Source organism: Devosia sp. Z6_126, assembly GCF_058133495.1.
Map to the genome: position 1 here is coordinate 481,564 of NZ_JBYUNO010000001.1, position 24,074 is coordinate 505,637.

17 protein-coding genes and 1 tRNA gene are annotated in these 24,074 nt (G+C 59.4%); 4 read left to right on the forward strand and 14 right to left on the reverse strand.

Annotated features, from left to right (window positions below; translation table 11 throughout):
• Positions 1–5: 5 nt before the first annotated feature.
• Positions 6–512 carry a hypothetical protein gene (locus AC3YOG_RS02400; RefSeq protein ID WP_489933923.1) on the forward strand — a complete coding sequence of 169 codons (507 nt, stop codon included), beginning with the start codon at positions 6–8 and terminating at the stop codon, positions 510–512.
• A gap of 110 nt (positions 513–622) precedes the next feature.
• Here the strand turns inward: AC3YOG_RS02400 and AC3YOG_RS02405 are convergent, their stop codons facing one another.
• Positions 623–1,495 carry a DUF4238 domain-containing protein gene (locus AC3YOG_RS02405; protein ID WP_489933924.1) on the reverse strand — a complete coding sequence of 291 codons (873 nt, stop codon included), beginning with the start codon at positions 1,493–1,495 and terminating at the stop codon, positions 623–625.
• A 73-nt stretch (positions 1,496–1,568) separates the two neighbouring features.
• Here AC3YOG_RS02405 and AC3YOG_RS02410 point away from each other — a divergent pair, with 73 nt between their 5' ends.
• A complete protein-coding gene (locus tag AC3YOG_RS02410) occupies positions 1,569–3,014 on the forward strand; it encodes a hypothetical protein (protein ID WP_489933925.1) in 1,446 nt (481 codons plus the stop codon).
• Positions 3,015–3,732: 718 nt separating this feature from the next.
• On the opposite strand, the gene AC3YOG_RS02415 is transcribed toward AC3YOG_RS02410, so the two are convergent.
• The 4 genes from AC3YOG_RS02415 to AC3YOG_RS02430 form a co-directional block, all read right to left on the reverse strand.
• Entirely contained in the window at positions 3,733–5,271 is a 1,539-nt protein-coding gene (locus AC3YOG_RS02415; RefSeq protein ID WP_489933926.1) for a patatin-like phospholipase family protein, read from the reverse strand.
• Positions 5,271–7,535: a S8 family serine peptidase gene (locus AC3YOG_RS02420; RefSeq protein ID WP_489933927.1), complete on the reverse strand. Its 2,265-nt coding sequence runs from the start codon at positions 7,533–7,535 to the stop codon at positions 5,271–5,273. The genes AC3YOG_RS02415 and AC3YOG_RS02420 overlap by 1 nt, the downstream gene beginning before the upstream one ends.
• Positions 7,525–8,727 (reverse strand): AAA family ATPase, encoded by a 1,203-nt coding sequence (locus AC3YOG_RS02425; RefSeq protein ID WP_489933928.1) that lies wholly within the window; start codon positions 8,725–8,727, stop codon positions 7,525–7,527. Before AC3YOG_RS02425 ends, AC3YOG_RS02420 begins: the two co-directional genes overlap by 11 nt.
• 434 nt (positions 8,728–9,161) lie before the next feature.
• On the reverse strand, positions 9,162–9,422 hold the full coding sequence (locus tag AC3YOG_RS02430; RefSeq protein WP_489933929.1) for a helix-turn-helix domain-containing protein: 261 nt from the start codon (positions 9,420–9,422) through the stop codon (positions 9,162–9,164).
• A gap of 580 nt (positions 9,423–10,002) precedes the next feature.
• On the opposite strand from AC3YOG_RS02430, the gene AC3YOG_RS02435 reads away from it, so the two are divergent.
• Complete coding sequence (locus tag AC3YOG_RS02435) at positions 10,003–11,364, forward strand: plasmid recombination protein (protein WP_489933930.1); 1,362 nt, start codon at positions 10,003–10,005, stop codon at positions 11,362–11,364.
• An 87-nt stretch (positions 11,365–11,451) separates the two neighbouring features.
• Here the strand turns inward: AC3YOG_RS02435 and AC3YOG_RS02440 are convergent, their stop codons facing one another.
• The 7 genes from AC3YOG_RS02440 to AC3YOG_RS02470 all read right to left on the reverse strand — a co-directional run bounded on the left by AC3YOG_RS02440 (position 11,452) and on the right by AC3YOG_RS02470 (position 18,608).
• On the reverse strand, positions 11,452–11,778 hold the full coding sequence (locus AC3YOG_RS02440; RefSeq protein ID WP_489933931.1) for a hypothetical protein: 327 nt from the start codon (positions 11,776–11,778) through the stop codon (positions 11,452–11,454).
• A gap of 421 nt (positions 11,779–12,199) precedes the next feature.
• Positions 12,200–13,546: a 5-methylcytosine restriction system specificity protein McrC gene (locus AC3YOG_RS02445; RefSeq protein ID WP_489933932.1), complete on the reverse strand. Its 1,347-nt coding sequence runs from the start codon at positions 13,544–13,546 to the stop codon at positions 12,200–12,202.
• A complete protein-coding gene (locus tag AC3YOG_RS02450; RefSeq protein WP_489933933.1) occupies positions 13,543–14,592 on the reverse strand; it encodes an McrB family protein in 1,050 nt (349 codons plus the stop codon). Before AC3YOG_RS02450 ends, AC3YOG_RS02445 begins: the two co-directional genes overlap by 4 nt.
• The gene (locus tag AC3YOG_RS02455) at positions 14,585–15,232 is read right to left on the reverse strand and encodes a hypothetical protein (RefSeq protein ID WP_489933934.1); all 648 of its coding nucleotides are present in this window, start codon (positions 15,230–15,232) and stop codon (positions 14,585–14,587) included. The genes AC3YOG_RS02450 and AC3YOG_RS02455 overlap by 8 nt, the downstream gene beginning before the upstream one ends.
• Entirely contained in the window at positions 15,216–16,349 is a 1,134-nt protein-coding gene (locus tag AC3YOG_RS02460; RefSeq protein WP_489933935.1) for a DNA-methyltransferase, read from the reverse strand. Before AC3YOG_RS02460 ends, AC3YOG_RS02455 begins: the two co-directional genes overlap by 17 nt.
• A gap of 623 nt (positions 16,350–16,972) precedes the next feature.
• On the reverse strand, positions 16,973–18,262 hold the full coding sequence (locus tag AC3YOG_RS02465) for a rep family protein (protein ID WP_489933936.1): 1,290 nt from the start codon (positions 18,260–18,262) through the stop codon (positions 16,973–16,975).
• A gap of 269 nt (positions 18,263–18,531) precedes the next feature.
• Positions 18,532–18,608, reverse strand: a tRNA-Arg gene (locus AC3YOG_RS02470).
• 467 nt (positions 18,609–19,075) lie between these two features.
• Between AC3YOG_RS02470 and AC3YOG_RS02475 the strand changes: the two genes are divergently transcribed.
• The gene (locus AC3YOG_RS02475) at positions 19,076–19,651 is read left to right on the forward strand and encodes a lytic transglycosylase domain-containing protein (protein ID WP_127751788.1); all 576 of its coding nucleotides are present in this window, start codon (positions 19,076–19,078) and stop codon (positions 19,649–19,651) included.
• A gap of 39 nt (positions 19,652–19,690) precedes the next feature.
• Here the strand turns inward: AC3YOG_RS02475 and AC3YOG_RS02480 are convergent, their stop codons facing one another.
• Positions 19,691–21,550, reverse strand: a complete 1,860-nt coding sequence (locus AC3YOG_RS02480; protein ID WP_489933937.1) for a PAS domain-containing protein — start codon at positions 21,548–21,550, stop codon at positions 19,691–19,693.
• Between the two features lie 105 nt (positions 21,551–21,655).
• Positions 21,656–23,995 (reverse strand): hybrid sensor histidine kinase/response regulator, encoded by a 2,340-nt coding sequence (locus tag AC3YOG_RS02485; protein WP_489933938.1) that lies wholly within the window; start codon positions 23,993–23,995, stop codon positions 21,656–21,658.
• Positions 23,996–24,074 lie beyond the last annotated feature (79 nt).

Sequence of the window (24,074 nt, forward strand, 5' to 3'; positions counted from 1 at the left end):
CAAGCATGAGTGCTCGTCTGACCACTGCCGTTAGGATTAAAGACACTGCAAGGGCGGTATTGCGAAAAACCCAGAGCTTTCCGGACCGCGAGGTGGCGGGCAGTGAAGCTTGGCACGACATGACAGATCTAGGTGTTGAACCTATGCTTTTGGCGCTATCGATGGAGTTGGCACTCAAGGCTTGGTTTGTTTTTGACTTTGATGATCCGAAAGTCCCCAAATCACACGACCTCTCAAAGCTGTTCGACAAGCTTAAGCCCAACAGCCAGGAGAAGCTTGACGCTGAGTTTAAGCGATCTGTTGTTCCATATTATCCCAGCGGTTTTCACGTCGACTACAGCATTCGTCACGTGCTGTATCAGCACAAGGACGCGTTCACCGACTGGCGCTACATTCACGAGATCAAATCCACCACGTTCGACCGCGGCGCTTTCCAAGCAACACTGGAAATGGTGCTTACGGAATTCGAGAGAAGATATCGAACTGAATGGGTGCGGCCGCTTTGGTCATAGTGCGCTCGCTTGCTTTCGACACATCTCTTCATTCCAAGGTCAACAACGGCTTCCTGAAAGCCGAATTGGAAGCTACCTTTCGATGCTTTGATAGTTAGGAAGCAGGCAGCTCAAAGGCTCTTGAGCAGCGCGGCCGAGGAGCCGACCACCGTGTCAAAGGCATTCTCGAACTGACACCGGTTGATCTCGTCCACCTCTTGCTGGGTAGCCAGTCGTCGGGTCATCGGCGACCTTGTAAATCCGGCTGGAGTGGCAATCACTGAAAGCGATTTGGACAAAGGCACCGAGAACCCGCGGCTGAGATCTGTTTGGGGTAGTGGGGTGTCTCCCAAGACGAACGCCGATGGCGGCGTGGCATCTAAAAGGGACAGCTGCATGCACGAAATGGCCGCCTCGACATGGGGGGCAGCCCGGATCGCATCTTGTACCGGCAGCTGTGGCGACTGGGGAGAGAGTTGCAGCAGGTCGGCCAACTCCTCGGCCAGTTGCTCTTTTGTGCGGGCTTTCAGCGTGAAGTAGTAGTCTTTCGCATCGACGGGGTTCATCCCTTGGCGGGTGGTGAGATCCTGAAAGGATTCAAGAGAATGATCGTGGACGCTCGCGAGAAGCTCACCGAACTCACGGCTGAGGTTATGCCCTCGGTTAAGCACATCGGGGTGGCGGCTGGCTTGCAGTCCAAGAAGGGCGCACAATTGCGCTTCGTCGTGCTCAGTCGGGATATAGCCTGAAGCATTTAAGCGCTGCAGCAACTGGGCGTCGTGCCCCTCGATGACCGAAAAGAGGTCTTCCAACGCATCTGATGGGCGCCACTGACCATCGAAAACCGTGTAAAGCCAATCAACCTGCATAATTGTCTTGGGCGACACGATTGAGACGTCGCCTCCAGTGCGAGCATACAACTGATCGTTGCTGTCTCGAAAACCCCTTTGCCAGAATTGGGGTACGTAGTGATGGTTCTTCTTCTCGAATTTCGGGGCCGGCATATAGAATTGTCACTCTCTTGGCGCGCAGAAATCGGAAGGTTAATGATTGTCGCATATAAACAACGAGGGAGCGATGGACGGCTTCGCGATAAAACCAATTTCATTGACCCGCTTTAACGCGTTGGGCGGGTATGCGCGCCAGCCGGGGTCATTCATTTTCTTCGACGAGCTCGGATTTTTCGAGACCCAGAACGGCGATGTGCTGGGTATCGCGACCCTCGACACCACCGACAAGGATTTTGGCGGCATAGTGCTTGCTCGGGACAGCAAGCTGCGCTTCCGCGGCGTCGATGTCACTGAATTCTGTAAAAACCCCGAGGATGCACAGGAAGCCTTGTTCGCGGGGATGGCTAAGGCTGCCCTGGCAAATGCCAATCAACACCATCAGGGCGACGAACTAGGCGCGCCGGTCGATTTCTTCACCCATCTACATGACGAGAAGCGGCTGAATCCGGCATTTGTCCAACTGACCACGAATGAGGGATATTCTCCGGCACGGGAGATCACCGAGCCGATGATGCGCTGGTACGAAGATGCCGACGGCAACTTCGTCGAGCAGTTCCAAACTACCGGTTTCGACCAGCGGATCTGGGAGCTCTATCTGTTCGCCACGCTGATCGAGGCAAGCTTTGATCTCTCACGCGAACGCAACGTACCTGATTTCTGCTGTTCCGGCATGCTTGGGGAGCTCTACATTGAGGCAGTGACAGTTGGGCCTTCCGTCAAGGACGGCGAGATCGTCTCTCCACCGCCGATCAACACACCGGAGGATCTGGAACCTTACGTAAAGGAGTACATGCCGATCAAATTCGGCAGCGCCCTCTTCTCCAAGCTCAAAAAGCAATACTGGAAACAGCCGCACGTAGCGGGAAAGCCATTCGTCTTTGCCATCGCTGACTTCTCGGCACCGATGTCGATGGTGCACTCGCAGCCGGCGCTGGAGCGCTACCTGTTTGGCTATGAGCACATCGGCGAGCTTGACGAGCGGGGCAAGCTAGTAATCACCCCGGTTCGGATCGACACGCACCAATGGGGAGACAAGGCGCCAATTCCGTCGGGCTTTTTCCGTTTGCCGGAGGCCGCGCACGTGAGCGCGGTGATTTCTAGCAACAGCGGCACGATCGCCAAATTCAACCGCATGGGCATTTTAGGCAAATTCGGATCAAAGCAGGTGCTGATCATACGCGAGGGCCTGATGGTCGATCACGATCCCAATGCGCTCGAGCCAAAAATGTTTAAGGTGATCGTCAATTCAGCGGGCTACGAAGAAGACTGGATTGAAGGGCTGAATGTCTATCACAATCCGAACGCAGCGATTCCGTTGCCGATCGAAATGTTTCCTGGCGCGGCTCACCACTTCTGCGACGAGACGGGACAGGTCACGAGCCATACGCCTGAATTTCACCCGATATCGTCTGTCACGAAACACTATCTTCCAGTCGATGTGGACGAAGTATTGGCCGCAGCTGGCGACAAAACGCATGCGGTGTGGACGCTGAAGACTGGACAAGCGAAGTGAGCTTACTCTTCACCGGGCTTATCCAGTCGGGCCGTGAATAACGGCCTGATGCATCTCCTGCAGTCGACATTCAAATGAACCGGTGCGATCATCCAAGGTCTGAACGGCTCGGAGAGCAACGATTGTAATTGTGGGAAAGCATTCGAAGGTACCGTGCCATTGACGCTCGTTGACGAGGTGAAGGCAGCCTGCCCCACGTAATTGCCCGCAACACGCCAGCAATTTTCCACCCACTTCAGTCAGTGACTATCGTCTCAGTCCGCACCAAAGCAACCGTAGGAATTCGGGCAGGAGGTGGCGTTTGCGAACTGGCCGGCTACGGTCTGCACCGCCTGCTTGGTTTATGTGGTCTCAAGAGGCGCAAGAAGTACGACGCTGCCAATGCTTAGGTGTTCAAAAAGCCAGTCGCTGGCGGCTCGCTCACCTACTTGGCCTCATGATGGAGCAGATAGCCCAGCTCTGACATAAACTTTGAACAGAAGAATATTGGCCACGCCCCGTCACCGGCGGGGGCTATGCGCCTCTGGCTCGATTTCGCTATCTTCTCGACTATCGACCTGTATTCCTCGTACGGCAGCGGTCACGTTGCCACGTTCCGACAAGGTGTAGCTGCCTTCGTAGGCGTTCTCGACGACGATTGTTCCGTTGTCGAGACGCCTTGTACGCAGAGGAGATCCGGAATTTCTTCTGATGCCGCTTGGGATCATATTGGGTTACCTCAATTTAGCAGACGCCCGACTACGTCGGCCCAATTCTGCAATATGGTGACGATCCTCTCGTCTTGCGAGTCGCCGCCCTGCCATCCAGCTTCACTCGCTGTCTTGTCGCTGTCCAATGATAGCGCACCGAGCAACGACAATCCACTCATTAGGCCATTCTCGAGCACTGCAGCTCGCCGCAGGTCGAAAACGGGAACACAAACGACTGCAGAACGGTCCTTGGGTATCCGATTTACTTCGTTGATCGACATCCCGACCTTTTCGGGGTCTTCCCGGATGCTGCGCCAGTCTTGAAAAATCGGACTGGCGTGGCGGATGGTCATGCCTGTGGGACCAGTAGTTCTCGCCAGAACAAGATCAGCGTCAGGATCCGAGTCCATACCAACGCGGTAAACAACGGTGAGACGCTCCCCATCTTCGAAGGGCAACATGACGCTCGCTCTGAGTCTGCCCGCATTGGGAAAGGTTTGAGAGACTTCCTGCAAAAGGCCCTGAAGTGCTGTGAGGAACACGGTCTTGTCCCCGTAATTAACCTCGAGCTGGGCGGCGGGATCCGACAGAACCGCGGGGCTGACGAACCGTTTGACAAAAAACTCCAATGAGACTCGCTCACCATCGTTGTAAAGCTCGCGGCGCCGCGCGGAGGTTATCGAAAAGTCAAGGGTTCGCACGTCTGAACCGATGGGCACTTCGATGTGCATCAATCGATGATGGCCGGTTCTAATTAAGGCGTCTCCACTCTCCAGAACGGTCTCCAACATATCGGAAAGGAACCCGGGAAATCCGGTTTGTGTGATTGTCCGGCCTTCCAGTTTTGACGTCAGGTCGAAGGCAATGACAGGGTAGCCCGTCCGGCCACGCTCATCGTCGAACAGCCAAACCGGCAAATTACTGGCGAGACCGCCATCAGCGAACGCGGCCTTGTGCACCATGACTGGACGGAACAGCAGCGGGTAAGAGCACGACGCTCTTACCGCCGTCGGCACATCGCTAATGGGGCTGTTTGGAATGTTCCCCAAAATAACACCACGGCGCGTCATCAAATTGGCAGCGACAATACGAAGTGGCTTGCCGCCAAGTGCCTCAAGATCGGCAAACGTAATTTCCGGCTTGTTTTCAAGCGAACGGTGCTTGCGGACAATGAATTCGCGCAGCTTCTTCTGGAAACGGTCGCCAGAGTACAATCCTTTGTCCGTCGTAAGACGGCCAATTTCGCCACTCATCGACATCATCCCGCTCAATAGGGACAACTTGCCTGTCATGCGGTCAATGTCGGCGAACTTGCCCATGAACGACTCCCAAGCCGGGAGCGCTGCTCCCGCGTCGTCCAGAAGCTCATTGAAATTCAGTTCATCGCACATCACCGCAAGCAACTCATCAGGCGTGTAGCCGATGCTCGCCAACATGGCGACAATGCTGCCCGCAGATGTGCCACCGTAACCAACGAATTCTACATTCGAGGTGTGGGCTCCCTTAAGGCATCCTGCCAGAGCAGATCCCTTCACACCGCCCCCATCAAGAATTGCATACGCTTTCATTATGCGGTCACCTCCAGTTCCTGGTCGATGACCGCACTGCTAACGCGGTTGCCCATCTGCCTTACGAAGCTATCGAACGTTGCCGCATTGCCATTGGTGTCGCTCATCGTCAATACGAAGGCAGCCCTGTGCAGACGTTCTTCTGGCCATGCCCTTGCGTCTGGCGTGAAGGCATCACGCTCGAAAACACGCGCATGCACCCGCAATGTCTCGGAACCAAGCGCTTGCGATCGAAGCCCATCTTTATGAACACGTGCGCTTTTGGGAACGAACCTGCCGTTATAGCTGCGAGTGGGCTGCCACTTCGCATCTTCTGCTCGCGCATAGCCTTCGCGGGTTTCAACTGGAAGGGCGCCGATCAGTTTGTCCCATTTGCCCGTGTTTGGGTTTCGGTATTGTAGCCCGACCTCGATGCGACTTGAAAAGTAGTTACCCGATCCGCTGCCATTAACGGCAGGGTCCAAGATTGCCGTAAGCTTTAGGCTGCCATGTAGATAGCCATTTTCAATCATGGTGTGCGGAACGACGATGTCCTGCCAGTAGTATCGGAACCCCGTATGCAGCTCTGCCTGCCATGCAAGCGCGATCGAGCCTGGCTCGCTTTCCCAAGGCATAGCTTGTGAAGAGGGTGAGCCGTACCCCAAAGCGTGGCTGAAGACAGGCAAGTCTCCATTTCCCAAGAGTACTGCCTTCACCAAATCTGGCTCGGCGTTCTTGAGGTGCCGGAAGGCGTGAGCTGCCACTCTCGACACAAGTGGCGCGGCAAAGCTGGTGCCAATAAGCATCTGCCCATCGGGTGAGAGATGGGACGAAAACCAGCTCATGTCTGGCTTAAGCATACCGTCGGGACCTAACCCTACACGGCTATTCTCGCAAGGTCCCGCTACGCTTCCCCGTTCGTCATGTGCACGTCCGGCGACCACGATCCCGGCCTCGCAGTCGCCAGGCGGCGCCAGTTTCAATGCTGCACCGGCATCACAGTTTCCAGCCGTCAAGATCAGCAGATTGCCATGACGCCGAGAAATAGCCGATAGGGCGTTACCCAGCGAACTGACGGAAAAGTCGTCACACTCATCGTCCAGGTTGGCGGATATATTCCAAACCTTGGTATCCTTGTGCGCGCCCATGGCGGCGTCTATGGCGGCGAGGAACCTCTCGGCGTCGAATGGTGCGGTAGATGGCCTAGCCACGGCTTGAACTATGCCGAGCCGACAAGGCAAACGCGGAATCGTCAAGCCATTGCCCCACGTTTCCGCCTCCACAATAAGCGAGCACACGTGCTTTCCGTGGTCGTAAGCGGCATGGCCGTCGCTAACAAGTGCAGGCTGCTCCCAAGCCACGGCGTCGCGGTAGCGTTTTGAGTTCAACCCTCCATCGATCACTCCCACTATCGGCGCACCGGCAAGATCGGGCAGCGCCGAACTCAACACCTTCAGCTTACCAACATCTTTGGGGGCAAGCGAACGGACCGGTTCCCACCTGACGATCGTTCCGGACGCGGTCAAGCTGCGCAGCTCATCAGGGGTACCTACCTCAATGATGACCGGGAGAGGCCGCCTGGGCAGAGTCGGAGCTTCTGACTCGCGCGTGGCTAGGGGCCTAGTTTCGAATGCTATCTGAAATGTTGGCGGATCATCGACAGGGCCTGCCATCCGCGGCAACGGCCGCGATCCAGACCCAAACAACAGGGTGCCGCCCGCTCCGGCAACTTCGTTATCGACATCCTGACCCGCCGCTTCGGATTTGAAAGGCGCAGGTGTGGCATAAAACAAGCGCCCTTTATCGCCTTCCTGAGCCCTAGACCATAGTTGAGGGAAATCCAGGTCTGCGAGATGTTCGGCCAGGACGGTCACCTTAACGATGCGTGACACATCCACTTGCATGGCAACTGTAAGCATCTGGTCCAAGAGGCGGCTAAGCAGCCTACCGATTGATCTCGCATCCACCTCCGCCAGGTATCCCTGTCGCCAGGGGGCGACGAGCCCCGCGTCCATCGCGTCGGAAAATAGGTCCCGAGGCGCAAGACTGGGTGCTAAAGTGTCCTTATCCATCTCCACCAACAGCAAGGTCTTGCCCGAGCGCGCACTTGCAACGAATGCTGGGTTTTCGGGGAGGCTGCTTAGTGTCCTGATAAGGTTCTTGCGGCGTTTCTCAAACTTGTCTGCACGGATGTCTTTGCGGCTCTTGCCACCACCCTGACCGGGCCGGGGCTGCGGCGCCGACTGGAGGGTAAGCATTGGATTGAGGATTGGCTTACGCGCCATCGCCGATCTCTCCACCATTCAACAATTTGGGCTCGTTAATGGACTTCACAAGTTCATCCACTCGCTGGCGCGATATGCCGATTAGTCGAGCTATTTGAGAGCGTGTCATAGCGAAACTTGCGAGTTTCTCTACCATGGCTTTGCGCTCGACGCTGTCGGCTGGGCGTCCGACAGGGACCTTCAGATAGCCGCCTCGACTGTCAAGAACACTGCGCGTTAAGTCATCAAGAAGAACACCACGGGCCCCGATCAGGGCAGAGCGCCTGCTCGCCATTGCGAGCTCTCGGATATCGGCTGGCGAAAGACCAGCTGAAATCAGACCAAGCGAGCGAGCTTCCTCTACTTCTACCTCTGTGCCGAGGTATTGAACCCACAGTTCAGATCGCAATTCTGGACCGGGAAGGTTCATGTCAATTCTATAGGGGAAGCGTCGCCAGACTGCGGGATCTAGCAAAGACGGGTGATTGGTCGCCGCGATAACGACGGTTTCATTGCCCAACTCATCCAACCCTTGCAGCAGCGTGTTAACTACGCGCTTCAACTCTCCGAGTTCGTGCCGGTCATCACGCATTTTGGCAATCGCGTCTATCTCGTCCAGAAATAGGAAGCCTGAACGCTCGGCGACATGGTCGAAGATGCTTCTGATGTTCTTGGCCGTATCACCAAGTAACGAGGATATTGTCGCGTCCAGCCGAGCGACGTGAAACGGCTTTCCGAGTCGAGCCGCAATGTGCCCCGCCATCATGGTCTTTCCGGTGCCGGGAGGACCGCACAACATTAGGCGCAAGCCCGATCCGAGACCAGCTGAGGACAAGCGATGGGCATGAGTGACATCCTCGATAAAGCGCTCAACAACCGCAGCGATTTCCGCTTCCAGTAGCAACGGAGCATCCGGTGGAGGCACCTCATCAATCAGCGCGAGCCTGCTTTTGCCGTCAACAGGAAGTTCCTGCGTGTAGCCCGATACGCGCAAAGGGGCGGATCTTCTGCGGAGCAGCGCTCGCAAATGAGCGGCAAGCTCCATCTGCCCGCCCTCTGTTAGGCGCCGAACCAGAATGGATCCTTGCCGCCGAAGTCCGGTCAGGTCAGCAGACATAGCCGCGTCAACTAGATTGATCATGGCGTCGGCATCTTCAACGGTCATTCCGACTGGAGGGTTGATCACGGGGGCTTTAACCCTCGGCTTTTTCATCAGTTGGCACCACCTGCAGCATCGCCCGACTATGGGGCCGAGGCACGGGGAATGCAAGTAAAATAAACATTTGAGCAACTCTCAGGCGGAGTTAGGCCAGCGTGACCCGCATTTGCGCAACGGATATCGGAATTATCGCTGATCCCAAGTGCCCTGATTCAGTAGAGACATGCCTTATGGACGAGGTCTCGGTACTGGCCGAGCTCTCGCTTCACTCCCAGCGGCCGCAGCCGCTCCACCAGAGCGACGCCATTGGCAGGGCCGCGGCTTGCTCAATGGGGCCCAAGGCGCACGACGAGGTTTAGGTTATTGCCGTCCACACCGAACCACGGAGTTCAAGGCCCGATGTGAAAGGCTCACGCTGACTGGCTGCCGGCCGAAATCCGGATAATAGGGGAGGCAGGGCACTCATCTGCCTGCGTGGTCGACACCGATCAGTGATGCGTCTGCGCTTCTTTCACGAGGTCGTCGTAGGTCGGGCGGGGTGTAGGCAAATGTCGGACCCGCATATCGAGGCCAACACTATGCAAAACGCGGAGTAGCTGTTCGAAGGTAATGGGCGTTGGGATCCCGGCTTCAAGTTTGGCTATGCGGCTCAGCGGTGTCTCTGCGAGGGCAGCGAGTTGCGCCTGAGACATGGATAGGTCTTCACGCGCGGTGAAGATCATTGGGCCGAGATCGTCGTACTGGAACATGATGGCACCTCCTACGGCAGACGAGCTTAGCAGTCCGACCCATCGACAGGAACATGCTCGCGGGTTGACCCTGACAAAGTGACCAAAAACTCACCCCAACCAGCAGCCATGGCTGCGGGGGTGAGGCCGAAGGCCATGGTCATTTTGTCGGGGTCAAGCTGAGCTCAAGGTTCCAAGAGATCGCTCGCGATCTTTTGGAAGCTCAGCGACCCCGAGCTTGTTCGTACTGATAGTCGCCGAAGGATGGCGATGTCGATATCGCATCGGGCCCACCGCGCGCGGTGGAATATTGATACGAGCCGCAGGCTTCACCGCCCCGCCCTTTGGGCGAGGGGCGGTCGTATCATCCCGTCTTTTGGGAGAGGAGCGAAGCGAGTTTAGCGCCCTGCCGAAGGCTAGGGGCGCTCTCCCAAAAAAGCGGTTCGAATGGAGAGGTCCAGGAGAGGCGGAGCCTCTGCCTGGTCGGTTTCGAAAGGGGTGAAGCCCCTTCGCCGGATAGCCTCAAACGTAGTTGAGGCTAGTAGGTTATGCCCTGCCGGCAGCTGTTTCGCATTTTCATCCACCTGTCGGATGATCAATTATGAAAACCATTCCTAAAAAACGCGAAGTCGCTCCCGACAAATCCAAGGGTAACAAGAAGGCGATCCTGGGCCGTCTTAAGCACCGCAACCACGTACAAGCAAACGGGCAAAATCGACACGATGTTCGTGCCGGCCGCCAACCCAACTATGTCGATCCGAAGCGGAGGGAGCTCAATGACGTATTGATCGAGCCACTCAGCGGCGCGAAACTAAAGGAGATATGCAGTTCACGCCGCGCTCAACGCGACCTTCAGAAGCGAGCGAAAAGGGACGGCAAAGTTGCCACAACCGGCTTAATAGCCTTTGGAACCGACGCGCAGGTCTGGTTCGAAGCGCTCGATAGAGACACCCAAAATCTTGCTTTCAGGACAATCGCCCAGGCCATCTGCAGCCGGTGCAACACGACGTTGACGGGCCTCATAGTTCACCGGGATGAGAGTGCCGTCCACGCACATTTTCAGATGCCATCCTATGACCTAGACGGCAACCCATTGACGAAAACCATGACCTGGAGCGACTACGGTCGACTGCAGGATCTGGTCGCCGAAACCATCGTTGAATTCGAACCCAGGATCGAACGCGGCAATCGCAAATGGGATCGCATCGCCGCCGGCGCCCTCCCCTCCGACACGATTAATCTTTCGGTGAAAAGGCTTCACGGAAGCCTGCTGACTGAGCTTGATGAAGGCGAGCTGGAGCTTGAGGGCTTGCATGCCGACCGTGATGAGGCACAGGCGGAACTCGACACTCTGCGAGCGTCTGTTGCGGCACTTTTTGCTCAACACGAAAAGGTCAAGGAGCGCATCCTCAAGCTTCGGGAGCAGGAAACACTAACCGAACAGAAGGCAAAAAACCTTCGACTTTACGAAGGACGTCTGGCCAAGCACGCTACGGAACACGAGGAAGCTTCGGCGAAGCTTCGTCTGGCCGAAGCTGCAATCGAGGCCCAGTTGGCTGCGGCAGATCGCGTTCGCGAGGATGCGGAGAACCAAGCATCGGAGACGATTGCCGATGCGATAGAGCAGCAGGAGACACTCCTAAAGGGGGTGCAGATGATCGCGGATGGCGAGTTATCGATCGACAAAGGTCGCTGGACAGCGCCAGGAATCCCGGCCGAATTCGGTGCTCGTCTAAAACCACTGCTCAAATATCTTCGGCCGCTTTACGACAAATTGGCCGAGCTGATCACGAAGCTCACGCGCGAACGCGAAGCGTTGGCCCAAGAGCGAAGCCTCGTCGCGTCAAAACGCGCGCGAGCAGGTGAAATGCTTACCGAGCTTGAGACTATTCGGGAACAACTTAATACCGAACAAGCCGCTAGGGTGGAACAGGTGCGGGATGAGCTGAACCTCTCACCCTGATCCCCGAGAGGGATATCACTGAACTTGTCAGGTGAGCGCAGGCGAGAGGTCGTACCCTTTAAGATTCCCACGCACCTCGAGATTTAGCTAGCTCTCATCATCAAGCATCTCTTGATGCCAGATCGGCTTAACGTGTCGGCGCAATTCTTCGATGAGCTCCGCTAGAGTCCCAAGGCGGTTGTAGAGCTCAGTCGCTGGCGCGCCATATATCTCCTCCATCCACTCGAGTGATCCTGACAACAGTCCTTCGATTGCAGGCATCTTATACCTGACATCGTCATCGGGAGTTCCATCCGCTATCTCATGCAACACTCGGGCGAGCATTTTGTAGTAGCGGGGCTCATTTGCAATATGCAGCTCGTCCAACCGCTCCAATATGCCCGTGCTCAATCCTATTTTCTTAGGCTTTGTCATCACCGTTCTCCTTCAACAGCACTGAGCCTGACCGATTGAGCTTTCAGTGCAAAGCGCGGTGGTGAATTTTGCATTTTTGCGAAAAAAGCTGGGCCGGATTGATAAAACGCAAGTAGGCCGGCTCAGACAACTTGGATGCGCTGATGCGAAATTTGATACTGGCTAGGCAAATCCACAGATAAGTTTGTCTCTCGGGGCCAAGTGACTGCCCCAGGCGCCGCTCCGCTTGCAAGCTAGCTAGCTAGCAAGCTCTGACAGACCGCCTCGACGTTCCGGACAGATACTTATCCTGCTCGATCGCGCCGCAATTGCGCGAGGTAAACATCTCGGACGACATCCGCTCCATGACCATGGACAGGAGCTTCTTGACGTTCGGCCTTAGCGCTACGCCACATTGCAGATGGAAAGGCTCGCGGTTGATCTAAAGAAGAGCCCGGACCGCGGCGACGAACTTCTTTTCCTCGGCCGCCACGTTCTCAACACCTAAATCGATCATTCCCAAGAAGAGAGAATAGGCACCCACGGAACCGCATCGCTCGACATTTGCGCGGGGGGCGGGACGTTCCGAATGGAGGACCATCACCTTATCGGTCTCATACTTCGCCCCGTACAGGATGACCTGGTTGATATCGTTGCGGTCCGGAAGTCGCGGGGGAGCCGGCTTGTATTTGGCATCGATCACCAGCACCGTCTTAGCGCCGTTTGCGATCACGATATCAGGCGTAACCCTCGAGTTGTCCGTGCCATCCGGTACGTCATCGAACAGCAGCGTCCTGGCGCCAGTCTGCCCGCCAATGTTGCCGTCCTTGACCGAGAACCTCGCATCGTCGCTGAAGCCCTCGGCGAGCACGCGCCTGATGTAGTTTTCGAACACCTTGGCCATATCTATCAGGATGGACGGCAGGATCGCTACCTTGCCAGTCCCGCGCACTGCTATGCCCGCGTCATAGATGATGAGCTGGGCTGCCATCAGGGCATCGGCATAATGTTCGTGCATGCTCGGAAGGTCACGCACGTACCGCGCAATGGCCGCTGGAGACATCTCTGCGTGCGATGGGCGGGTCACGTCTTCCAGCCGATGCAACGCGTTCCTGAGACGCCTGATCCGTATGCGGTGGCGGTCCTGCCTGATGCCTACGTAATGGACAAGCAGCTTCTCGAAGGCGATGTAGAGCACGCGGTTCGGACCGAAGTCGGCGGTCCTGACGAAAGCACTGGATACCGCCACCGTCCTGCCGAGCTTCGCGCTTTTCCATTCGCTCTTGAAGGGCAGGATGCGGCCGGCAGGGTTCGTGCCGGTGCGTTCTGCCCGGACGTAGGTCTTCACCAAGCCGAATTCCCAGACGTGCTCGAAGGCATCCAGGATTTTGTCGGCCAGTATCTCGAAGAACGATTCCGGCCGCTCCTCGGTCAGGCCGAACTGTCGGTTGAACTGGATGATCGTCGGCGGCTGCCCTTGAGCGATGGCGATCAGTCGCTCCAGGTTGCCGACAGGCACTCGCGTGCCAACCTCGAGGGCATACCTGTCGTTCAGCGGAATATGGCCGATGAGCCCGGAGCACCGGATGATCGGCTTATTGTTCTGATAGGTGGGAGTGAAAAAGGTCGCCACCTCAGGGTAGAAGTCCAGCGTTCCGTCCTGCCTAATCATCTCGGGCGGGAGGGTTACGTAACCATGCTCGATCGCCACCAGCGGCGTTCGCTCGAGCCGCTCCAGGGTGGAGAACCCTCGACCGTCCAGGATGTCCGCTAAGACAGGCAGGCTCACGTGGGCTGGGCTTCCGCAGCCGGCGCGGTGCCATCCGCGATCAGGTCACTGGTCGTGGTGTTCTCCGTAACCGGCGCTGCGGGATCGGCAGCCGGCGCCGCGGCCGCCTGCGCCACGGGTGGCACCACCCGGTTCCAGAGCTGCTCGATCTGCCTCAGCATATCGCGATCGAGCCTGCAGGCCTTCTTGAAGAACGGGTGCAACCTGAACCGCCAGAGCCGTGCCGCCGCTTCTTCGCTGACGCAGTTCTTGAAATAGGCGTGCCCCAGGTGGACGAGATCGTCCTGTATCCTCTGGATTGCCTCGAAGAACGTGACCACCCGAACGGCGAACGCGGCCGGTGTGCCGGCATCATCGAGCATCTGGCGAAGCGCGACGGGATCGGGGGGCATATCGATCTGGGCGAAACGGCGCTCCAGCGCGACGTCCAGGTCGTCCACGCCCTTGTCCCAGGGGTTCATGGTGGCGAGGATGGTCAGATTGCCCGGTACGACCAGCGGGTCTCCGGACGCCAGGGTGAACTTCTTGCCCCGCTTGTCCGGTTCCATGTAGGTCAGCGCTTCACCGAACACGCGTGCGACGTCGCAACGGCTGATCTCGTCAATCACGATGACATGGCGGCCCTCGCGGGCAATGGCAGCCTTACAGGCCAGCGCGAACACTTTGTCCACCAGGCTGAAGCCACCGCCTTCGGCGGGAGCGAACCCCTGCATGAAATCCTCGTATTGGTAGCTGGCGTGAAACTGGACGACGGTCACGGCATCTGCGTCGACGGCAAGGGTGTGGGCTATCCTCTCGGCGAAATAGCTTTTGCCGGTTCCCGGTGGACCCGAAAGGATTACGCCGGCGAAGCCCATGGCAAGGGCGGCTTCGACGTCCATAAGGTGGGGGTTCGTGGCGGGTAGCTTCGGCACCTCAGGAGGGGTGTCGATAGTTTCCACTGTCGCCTCCGCTTCTGCCGCCGCCGCCACCTCGGGCTGGTCCACGTCTATGCCCAGATCCGTTACGCTGAGCATCCGCAAGGGGTTCGGTAAGAGCTCATCCATTGAACAGACCCTGGTACTGGACGATGTCGTCGTTGGTGAACTTCTCGGAGTCGTCTACGAAAAGGGTCTGGAACGCCTGCTGCTCGCTCTTCCACTGATCGCCCAGGCCGAACTCGCGTCGGAAGATCTGGACGGCCGCCTGGACCGTGGGCACCTCGAGACGGAAGCCATAGTCTCGGTACATAAAGGCGGTCAGCGCAGTGATGGGGAGCTTGAACCCCTTCAGCAGGTGCTTGAGCGCTTTCGTGGCATGATCGGGAGGCAGGTTATACTCGGTATCGCGACGGTCGCCGGTTACGTCTACCACTTCGAAGAACGGCCCGCCCGCCCGTCGATTGCTGATCGCATAGGAGCCGGCCACGTTCTCGTTCGAGAGCTTCACCCCGGTGCCGCGCGACTTGAAGACGCGGACGTACGGGAATTTCTCCGGAGCGTCGCCCACCCTCAGGTAGCGGTCGTACACCTCGGTGATGTCAGAAGACCTGCCCGGCAACCCGTTGCCGTCTGCCTTGGCGCGCATGATAGCCAGGTAGCCCGGCACGTGTTCGTGGTTCGGGTTTGCCTGCAGCGCGGCTATCGATCGCTGGACCGCATCTTTGGTGAAGACGAAAGTAAAAGGCGGGCTAAGATAATCCACCACGTGACGCAGACCTTTTTGAATCAGGTTTCAGCGCCAGATCTATACCAATTGCGCTGCGTCCGACATCCCTGGCTGCGCGCAACGTGGTACCGGTACCCATGAACGGGTCGAGCACGATGCCGGGACGGAACGGACCGTCGCATCCGCAGTCCGTCCAGCCGACGGACTTGCGCTTGGCGAACGTGAATTCCCGGAAGTAACCGCCCAACGCCTGCTTGGCTTCGGCAGCCAGGACCTTCACCGCCGCAGAATTCCTGCCGGTGCCGCTCTGCACACGCAAGGCCTTGCCGGCGTCGGAAATGCCGGTGGCCTGTATCGCCGCGATGTGGGCATCCGTCAGGCCATGCATCTTCGCCAGCTCCACGGCGCGCTTAGCCTGCGGCCGGGTCTCGTCCAGCTCGCCGGTGCGTTCCACGATCCGACGCCGGGGCTTGCCACAGCACGTGCAGACCTGTTCCGGGCAGGCGAGCGTGATCAGGCGGTCGACCAGCTCGACGGGGTACGGCGCCAGGTGCGCGCTGGTATCCCGCTTCAGGCCGATCTGCCAGACGTCGCTCGGACCGGTGCCGTTGCCGTACTTTTCTGCGTATCCGAACTGGTCGTAATAGTAGTCGCGGCGCTGCATCGTGAAGTGGATGATATATTCGTGCCGGCTCTTCAGGCGATCCTTCGCCGGATCCGGCATGCCCGCATCCTTGATCCAGATGATCCTGTTGCGGACTGTCCACCCATGCGCCACGGCTGCCAGCTCCAGCCTGCCGGGCGTGTTGGCCAGCGAGCCGTTATGGTAGGTGTCGCCGATGTTGATGAAGACGGAGCCCCACTTCGGCAGCACGGCCTTCCAGTTTTCCATGCAGTCCAGCAGGCTGCCCACGAATCCTTCGGCGGTGGCTTCCTGGCCGATCTGGCCCTCGACGCCATAGTCGCGCTTCAACCAGTACGGGGGCGAGGTGATGACCATGTCGGCATCGCCCGCCTTGAGCGGCACGTGACGGGCATCGCCGTGTACCTTCTTCGAGAAGGGGGCAGTGACTTCGCGTGCGGGCATGCCTGCCCCGCCGGCCTGAGCCGGCCCGCGTTCGTCGCTGTCTTCTGATACGGACACGTGGATATTCATTGGAAACCTCGGTGCTGGCATTACTGCAGAACAGCGGCGGGGACGATAGCCTCGCTCCCGGTTCTCCACTTATTCACGGCGATCACCGTCGATTGCAGCCACTAATCCACACACTGCATGATTCGTCGAGGCGTGTGAACAAAACGTGAACTTCTACTGTGGTCCAGCAAGCGGCGTCGCCCAGACTGCGCTGACCCGATTGATACATGAATTTGGAGGCAATGCCAAAGCAGCTCCCGCTTTGCAGCGCATTCGGCATTTCGAGCGGCACGGACATGGCAAGCCAGTTCGGTTTCGGCCGTTTTCTTGTAAATCCGCAATTATCGCGTGTTCGATGCGACAAGCCTTAAAGCGCTTTGACCGATAGCTCCTTCGCAGACTTCAAAATTCTTGCGAGGTCGCGGACAGTTGGCCTACGCGTGTGAACTTTATAATAGAAGGGTGCGCCGGGGTCGCTGACAGTAATCTGAGCTGCCACTTTGCGGCAATCAGTGCACCGCCATCCGATTGTCCCATGTTTTGCGATGCATAACCCCGGCAAAGATCGAGACACAGAAACAGGAATTACGCCGGCAGGGCGGCAAAGCCCTGCGGCGCAGTGAAGATCGGCAATCCAATTCGGGTTAAGCTCGCTTTGCCTCGGGCATCACTGGGATGATAACCGAGTCAGCCAAGCGTACTGGGGTATGAGAGGTAGCCCTCACTCGACTTCGCCTGCGATTTGGCCGCCGAGAACGAGGTTTTTTTGATTTTTTCGATTTTTCGCACGTCGAACGCTCAAATTCGAGGCGGGCGACGGCGAGTTCGCTCTGCACCGTGGCAAGTGCCGGGGCTCCATTATCCACCCAGTGGGCAAGCGCCTGCTCGCGCAGCACCGCAAATTTTGGCTCCGCCTCCAGGTCATCCAGGCACGTGAACCCGGCCACCAAAACTGCTGGAGTTGAATAGTGGATAAACCTGCAGGCGGGCGGCAGCACCGCGACAATCATGTTTGGCGTTGAGCACGGTGTGTTCAGCGCGGCCAGATCTTCCTGACAGGCACGCAGACGCCCCATCCACTCGACAACCGCCTCTTCGTTCTCCTCGCGTTCAAGACGGGCAATGAGGTCGTGCTCTGCAGCCTCCAGCTCTGCCCGCAACTCGGCCTTTATCGACGGCGACCGTGTGTCCTTCTTCACGAGTACGGTCTCACGTTCGCCCGAGCTAAGGGTGATCGACTTCGTCTTCAGGCCTGCTTCTTTCAGTTCCCGGCGGAATTCCGCGAACGGACCGAGGGCCTGCATGAACTTCAGTTTTTCAGTTGCTTCGAAAAGCCAGACCAGCTCCTCTCCCGGAGCATCTGCAAGATCGGTCGGTTTGACCATATACTTTACGATTTCGCGGACGTTCTGAACCAGACCAGCGTCGGTCCAATGCGACTTAAAGAACCGACGAGTCCATGACAGAAAGGTCAGGAATACCAAGCGATTATAGCGCTTCGGACGGTACACGACATTCGCGTGAAAATGGTAAGAAGGCTCCTTGCCGATCAGCCCTCGCTGTTCCAACGTCTCTCGTGTCGACTCGGTGCAACGAACGATGACCTCGATCCCGAACCTATTCTCCGCGACAGAGGCCCAACGGCTGAGCTGGCGATGGAAAGCCTGAAGAGAATAGCGCAGGCTTGGGTCCATGGCGACGACAGGCGCCCCAGCGGTGATGACGCCGTATCGCGCGTATTTCATCTCATCCGCAGACATGAAGGCTTCGAGCGAGCTCAGGTATTCGCTGCGCTCGCGCTTGGCAACCGCCGGCAAAAAGCGGCACATGCGGCTGCCCTGCAGCTGCTTGGTTTCACCGGTGATCAGATCGACAATGACGTTGTCAGACGGGCGCCGCAGGTCTAGGCCGGCGACCAGCATTTTCTCGATCATCGCCGACTGCTGCTCTGACAGCAATTCGTCAGCCGCCTTCCGGCGCAGATGGAGTTTAGGGTCGGTTTTGAGCCCTGTTGTCTGTTCTCGGACATCGTCAGAACTCAGAACGCGACGCTTCCCATGAACCCCATGGGGCCGCTTTTCCCTGGTGGTAGCCGGGTTCGCAGAGGCATTCTGTTGCCATTCTGTTGCCAAGCCATCATCAGGCAGAGGACTATTACCCAGCGCGCGACTGGCTAACTTATTGTTATCGCTTGGGAAGTCGTTGGTGCACCCGACAGAATTCGAATCTGTGACCTCTGCCTTCGGAGGGCAGCGCTCTATCCAGCTGAGCTACGGGTGCATCCGTGGAGCGGGACTCAGGAGCCCCGGCTGAACAGGGCGCAACCTAGCCAATGCCGGCAGGCGGCGCAACGGGGTGTCGCAACAATTCTGCCGGGCCGGAACCCCGCCCCCCATCCCAGTCGCCCATCTCCTTGATCCCCTTTGCCTGCATAGGCCGAGCGAAACTGCTAGCGTGAATCCCCTTTGCCTGCCTGGGCTGAGCCAAGCTGCTTGCTGGTTTCCAAATCTAGGTGCAGATGGCGTTCGCGATCAGCCCGCTCCACCTGCCTCTGCCGCCGCGCCGCATAACGGCTGCTGCTCGCCTTTGGACCAACCACGCCGGGGTTACACGCCTCGGCAACGCTGCCGCTTGGGCGTAGCATGCCGCATCAGCACTAACTCCCACCCTCTCCGCCCAAAAACGGCCATGAAGCTGCCCTTTTCGGGCCCTATGGCCAATTTGAGCAAAAACAGTAAGATGGCGCCATGATCGACCTTTCCGCTCCCCGACAGGCCAGTTCGCGCGCCCGCGCCGCTTCAGCCGGCGCTGCCCTCATGCTGGCGCTGCTGCTGGCGGGCTGTTCCATGGGCTCCATCAAACCGGCCCCCGCCACCGCGGCCATTGCGGCGCTCGCGCCGACCAAGGCCGGCCATGTGCCCCGGGCCGATGCCATTCCCCCCGCCCCCGCCGCCTTGGCTTATGCCGGCAGTGGCAGCGGGCTCAATGGCATGATCGGCTATTATGCCAAGGCCTATGATGTGCCCGAACGCCTCGTGCACCGGGTGATCGTGCGCGAAAGCAAATATAACCCGGCCGCCCGCAACGGGCCCTATATGGGCCTGATGCAGATCAGCCACGCCACGGCGCGCGGCATGGGTTATCGGGGCTCGGCCGCGGGTCTGCTCGATGCCGAAACCAATCTGCGCTATGCAGTGAAATATCTGGCCGGCGCCTATATCACCGCCGGGCGCAGCGAAGACCGCGCCATGCGCTTTTATGCCAGCGGCTATTATTACGACGCCAAGCGGCAGGGCCTGCTCGAAGAAGCGGGCTTGCGCTAACGCCCAACGCCGCGCCGGCGCGGCGTTACTTCCCCACCTTTAGCCCACCGCCACCCGTGCGACGGCGATCCGCGCTCGGCACACAACGCCCGTGGGTGCATAGATCAATTCCGCCCGGCCCAGATTGCTGGCCAAGCCCCGCTCGATCAGGCGCGAGCCAAAGCCCTTTTGCGTGGGTTCCTGCACCGGCGGGCCACCCCATTCACGCCATTCCCAATCAACAAACGCAGCCCCGGTTTCCGCGTCCTCGCGCCGCTCGCTCCAGGTGATCTCCACCCCGCCGCCCGGCAGGCTCAATGCGCCATATTTGAGCGCATTGGTGGCAAGTTCATGCAGCATCAGCCCAAGCGCCAGGACGGCCTTGGGCGAAAGCTCTAGATTGGGCCCTTGCGCGCGGAAGCGCCCAAAGGTTTCGCTGTGCAATTGGGTAGAGGCCGCCACCACATCGGCGATGCCGGCGGCGACGCTGCCATGGGTCAACAGGTCCTGCGCCTGGCCCAGCGCTACGAGCCGCGCGCCAATGGCGTCACGCGCCTCCGGCAGGGATGGCGATGTCCGCAGCGTTTGGGTGGTGATGGCATGCACCATGGCCAGCATGTTCTTGATCCGGTGCGCTGACTCTTGGGCGATCAGCGACAACTGCAGTTCGGCATCCTTGCGCTCGGTCAGGTCGAAGGCTGCACCCAGCACACGCTCGGGCTCGCCCTCCTTGTTGCGGACCACCACAGCCTGGCGGGCGATCCAGCGGATCCCTGAAGGGGTGATCACCCGGTACTCGGTGCGCCGGAAGCCTTCGTCCATGCTCGGCGATGGGGCAATCACCAACAGGCCGCGATCCTCGGGGTGCACCATCTCGGCGAACTCGGTGATGGGTAGGTCGCCCCGCTCCGGATCAATGCCGTACAGGCGCAAAAAGGTCGGTGAGCCGCTGACGAGATTGGTCGCGAGATCCCATTCAAAAGTGCCGACGCCGCCTGCTTCCTGGGCCAGGCTCAAAAACTGGGTTTGGCGCTCCAACGCCTTTTCCACCCGCTTTTGCTCGGTGATGTCGTGCCCTTGGGCGAAAATGCCCACAACCTCCCCATCAGCGCCGCGAATGGGCTGGTAGACGAAATCGAGAAAGGCTTCGGTGAGCGGTGCGCCCGGGGTTTTTTGCAGCCAAATCGGCACGCCCCGGCCCACAAAGGGCTCGCCGGTGCGGCGCACGGTGTCGAGCAGGTCCAGAAAGCCCTGGCCCACCACTTCAGGCAGCGCATCGGCAACGCGCAGACCAACAAGTTGCCGGTGGCCCACCACTTGCTGGTAAGCGGCATTGGCCAGCTCGAACACATGCTCGGGCCCGCCGACCACCGCCATGAAGCTGGGGGCCTGTTCAAACAGGCGCCGGACATGGCTGGCCTGGGCCGCCAATTCGTCATTCTGCGCCTGCACCGCGGCGGCTCGGTCCAACAGGCCCGCCTGCCACTGATTGCCCGCGCTGTCCCCCTGGCGCAGCCGCTCCAGTTCGGTCACATCGGTGGTGTGCTGCAGGATAAAGGCCATGCGCCCGTCTTCACCCATGATGGGTGTATGGGTGGCGCTCCAATAGCGGACCTGCGCAGGCTCGCCGGGGCGGCTGGTATCATAGGGCACCAGCGCCATGTGATCGGGCTGCCCGTCAGCGAGAACCTTGTTGAGCGAAGCGCGCAGCAGGCGCCCGCCTGGGGAAGCGGGATCGGAGGGGAAAGCGTCAAACAGCTGCTTGCCGGTGATTTCCTCGCGGGTGCGGCCGGTGACGCGCAGATAGGCCTCATTGGCCCCGACAATGGTCAGGTCGAGGTCGAGAACAACATAGGGGTTGGGGGCGGCATTGAACAATGCCGCCAGGTCGATCCCAGCAAAACTTGATGCGCGAAACACACGGCCTCCGGCCAATTCGTGCTGTCGCCGAGCCCCGCGACATCAACAACAGCATCTTGGCGCGGCTATAATGATCAGCCCAGCCGATTTGGCAAGCTCTGCCCGCTAGGCGAGCAGGCGCGCCAGGTGTGAAGCGAGGTCCGACTGCTGATAGGGCTTGGCGAGGCGCGGCAGGTCCACCGGGGTGCCATTGGGCAGGTCCGCATAGCCAGTGGCCAACAGGATAGGCAGGTCCGGGCGCAGTTCGCGCGCCTTGGTGGCCAGCTCAACCCCGGTCATGCCGGGCATGGCAAAGTCGGTGATGAGGGCGTCGATCTGGCGGCCGCTGGCGATGATCTCCAGCGCCTGCTTGCCCGAATAAGCCTCAAGCGCGGTATGGCCGAGATCCTCGATCATATCGACAGTGTTCATGTTGATGAGCGCGTCGTCATCAACCACGAGAATGGTGGATGCGGGGGTTTCGAAGCTAGCAGGCTCCAAGGGGAGAACCTCCGTGACGGGTGCAGAAGAAACAGGCAGCCACAGCGCGGCCGTGGTGCCTTGATTGGGCTGGCTGGCAAGGTGCAGGGCGCCGCCAAGCTGAACGGCCAAACCGTGCACCATCGACAAGCCCAGTCCAGTACCTTTGCCGAGTTGTTTAGTCGAGAAAAATGGCTCAATTGCGCTCTTGAGCGTCTGCGCGTCCATTCCGGTGCCGGTATCGTGCACGCAAAGGCGCAAAAACGAGCCGCGCAGCCCCATTGTGCCCGAAGCGCCATCGCGTTCGGTCAGGGTGATGGTAAGGGTGCCCCCCTCGGGCATGGCGTCGCGCGCATTGACGGTCAGGTTCAAAATCGCCAGTTCGAGCTGGTTGGCGTCGACCTTTGCGGGCGGCAGATTGGGCGTGATGTCCATGTCGAGCGTGATCAGCGGTCCAACCGAGCGCTCGATCAGCCCGCGCATATTCTCGAGCAGCGCTGAAAGATCGGTGGGCTCGGGCCGCAGGTCTTGCCGGCGGGCAAAGGCCAGGAGGCGCGAGGTCAGCGAAGCGCCGCGCTGGGCGCCCTGCATGGCGCCATCAACGAAGCGCTGCAGCTGCGGGTCGGGCGGCAGGCGCTTGCGCAGGAGTTCGAGATTGCCCTGCACGGCTGCAAGCAGATTGTTGAAGTCGTGGGCGACGCCGCCGGTGAGCTGTCCGATGGTTTCCATTTTCTGGGCTTGGCGCAATTGCTCCTCGGCCCGGCGGCGGTCGGTGATGTCGCGGAAAAACGCCGCCCCGCCCACCACGCTGCCATCGCCCCCACGCAGCGGCGCGTGCTGGCTTTCCAGCACCACCGTGCCGGCCTGGGCGGTGGCGAGTTCCACTTCTTCCACCGGCCCGGCAATTCCGGCCAGGGCCTCGCGCAGCCGGGCTTCGATGCTGTCATCATCGGCCCCGCCAATGGCGTCCACCAGTGGCCGGCCCAGCACAGCAGCCGCTTCGCGGCCAAACAAGCGCTCCATCACCGGGTTCCAGATGGTCACCTGCAGCGCCGTGTCGTAAGCGACGATCCCCGCCGGAACCCCGGTCATCAGCAATTCGGACAGCGCCCGTTCGCCGCGCAGGGCCTCCTGGGTGCGCTCGCGTTCCGAGGCCAGGGCAAAGAGCAGCTTTTCGCGCTCGGTTTCGGCCGACTTGCGCTCGGTGATCTCGGTGGACACCCCGACCACGGTTTGCGGCTTGCCCCAGCGGTCATTGAGCACCCGCGCCTGGGCTTCCACCCAATGCTCGGAGCCATCCGGCCAGGCCACGCGATATTCGATCACGAGGTCAGCGCCGGTGCGGATCGTGTCCTCGAGCGCGCGCTGCACCCGGCGCTGGTCAGGCAGCGACACCGCTTCCACCAGATCGGCGAAAAGAAAGGTCTGCTCGGGCCGCCGGCCGTAATTGGCCTTGAACTGATCCGAGCCCGTCAGCACCAGGTCCTCGATATCGAGCTCCCAGGAGCCCATGCGACCCGCCAGCAGCGCGGTTTGCAGCCGCTGCTCGCTTTGCCGGACATCGTCGAGATAGCGTCTTGCCAGATATTGGCGGCGCCGGCCGCGCAGCGCATTGCTGACCACATTGACCAGCGCGCGGGGATGAAACGGGCGATCCAGGAAAATGACGTTGGCGAGCGAAGCCTGGAGGCTATTGTGAAACGGGCTGTCGGCCGGCAAGGCCGTCAGTTGGGTCAGCACCACAAAGGGGAAATCGGACCAGGAGGGTTGGTTGGCGACCCAGACCAGCAGCGGGTCCAGATCCTCGTCGCGCAGCATTTCATCGGCCACAAGGGCGACGCCCGCACCTTCATGCAAGCCGGCAACCAGTTGGTCGAGCGTATCCACCGGCGTTGCCGCCCAGCCGGCCTCATCGAGCAGGTCGACCGCCAGCAAGCGGTCAGGACCGCGCGGCACCAACACCAGGGCGCGTTCGGAGTTGATCACGCCGACCTGCCTTGCGCAGCCGCGCCAGTGACAAATTTCTGCACCCAAACCTGGGTGCGCCGACAGCTTGACGTCGCCA

Coding starts and splice junctions, on each gene's coding strand:
- AC3YOG_RS02400 (WP_489933923.1), top strand. CDS start 6: ATGAGTGCTCGTCTGACCACTGCCGTTAGGATTAAAGACACTGCAAGG.
- AC3YOG_RS02405 (WP_489933924.1), bottom strand. CDS start 1,495: ATGCCGGCCCCGAAATTCGAGAAGAAGAACCATCACTACGTACCCCAA.
- AC3YOG_RS02410 (WP_489933925.1), top strand. CDS start 1,569: ATGGACGGCTTCGCGATAAAACCAATTTCATTGACCCGCTTTAACGCG.
- AC3YOG_RS02415 (WP_489933926.1), bottom strand. CDS start 5,271: ATGAAAGCGTATGCAATTCTTGATGGGGGCGGTGTGAAGGGATCTGCT.
- AC3YOG_RS02420 (WP_489933927.1), bottom strand. CDS start 7,535: ATGGCGCGTAAGCCAATCCTCAATCCAATGCTTACCCTCCAGTCGGCG.
- AC3YOG_RS02425 (WP_489933928.1), bottom strand. CDS start 8,727: ATGAAAAAGCCGAGGGTTAAAGCCCCCGTGATCAACCCTCCAGTCGGA.
- AC3YOG_RS02430 (WP_489933929.1), bottom strand. CDS start 9,422: ATGTTCCAGTACGACGATCTCGGCCCAATGATCTTCACCGCGCGTGAA.
- AC3YOG_RS02435 (WP_489933930.1), top strand. CDS start 10,003: ATGAAAACCATTCCTAAAAAACGCGAAGTCGCTCCCGACAAATCCAAG.
- AC3YOG_RS02440 (WP_489933931.1), bottom strand. CDS start 11,778: ATGACAAAGCCTAAGAAAATAGGATTGAGCACGGGCATATTGGAGCGG.
- AC3YOG_RS02450 (WP_489933933.1), bottom strand. CDS start 14,592: ATGGATGAGCTCTTACCGAACCCCTTGCGGATGCTCAGCGTAACGGAT.
- AC3YOG_RS02460 (WP_489933935.1), bottom strand. CDS start 16,349: ATGAATATCCACGTGTCCGTATCAGAAGACAGCGACGAACGCGGGCCG.
- AC3YOG_RS02465 (WP_489933936.1), bottom strand. CDS start 18,262: ATGATCGAGAAAATGCTGGTCGCCGGCCTAGACCTGCGGCGCCCGTCT.
- AC3YOG_RS02475 (WP_127751788.1), top strand. CDS start 19,076: ATGATCGACCTTTCCGCTCCCCGACAGGCCAGTTCGCGCGCCCGCGCC.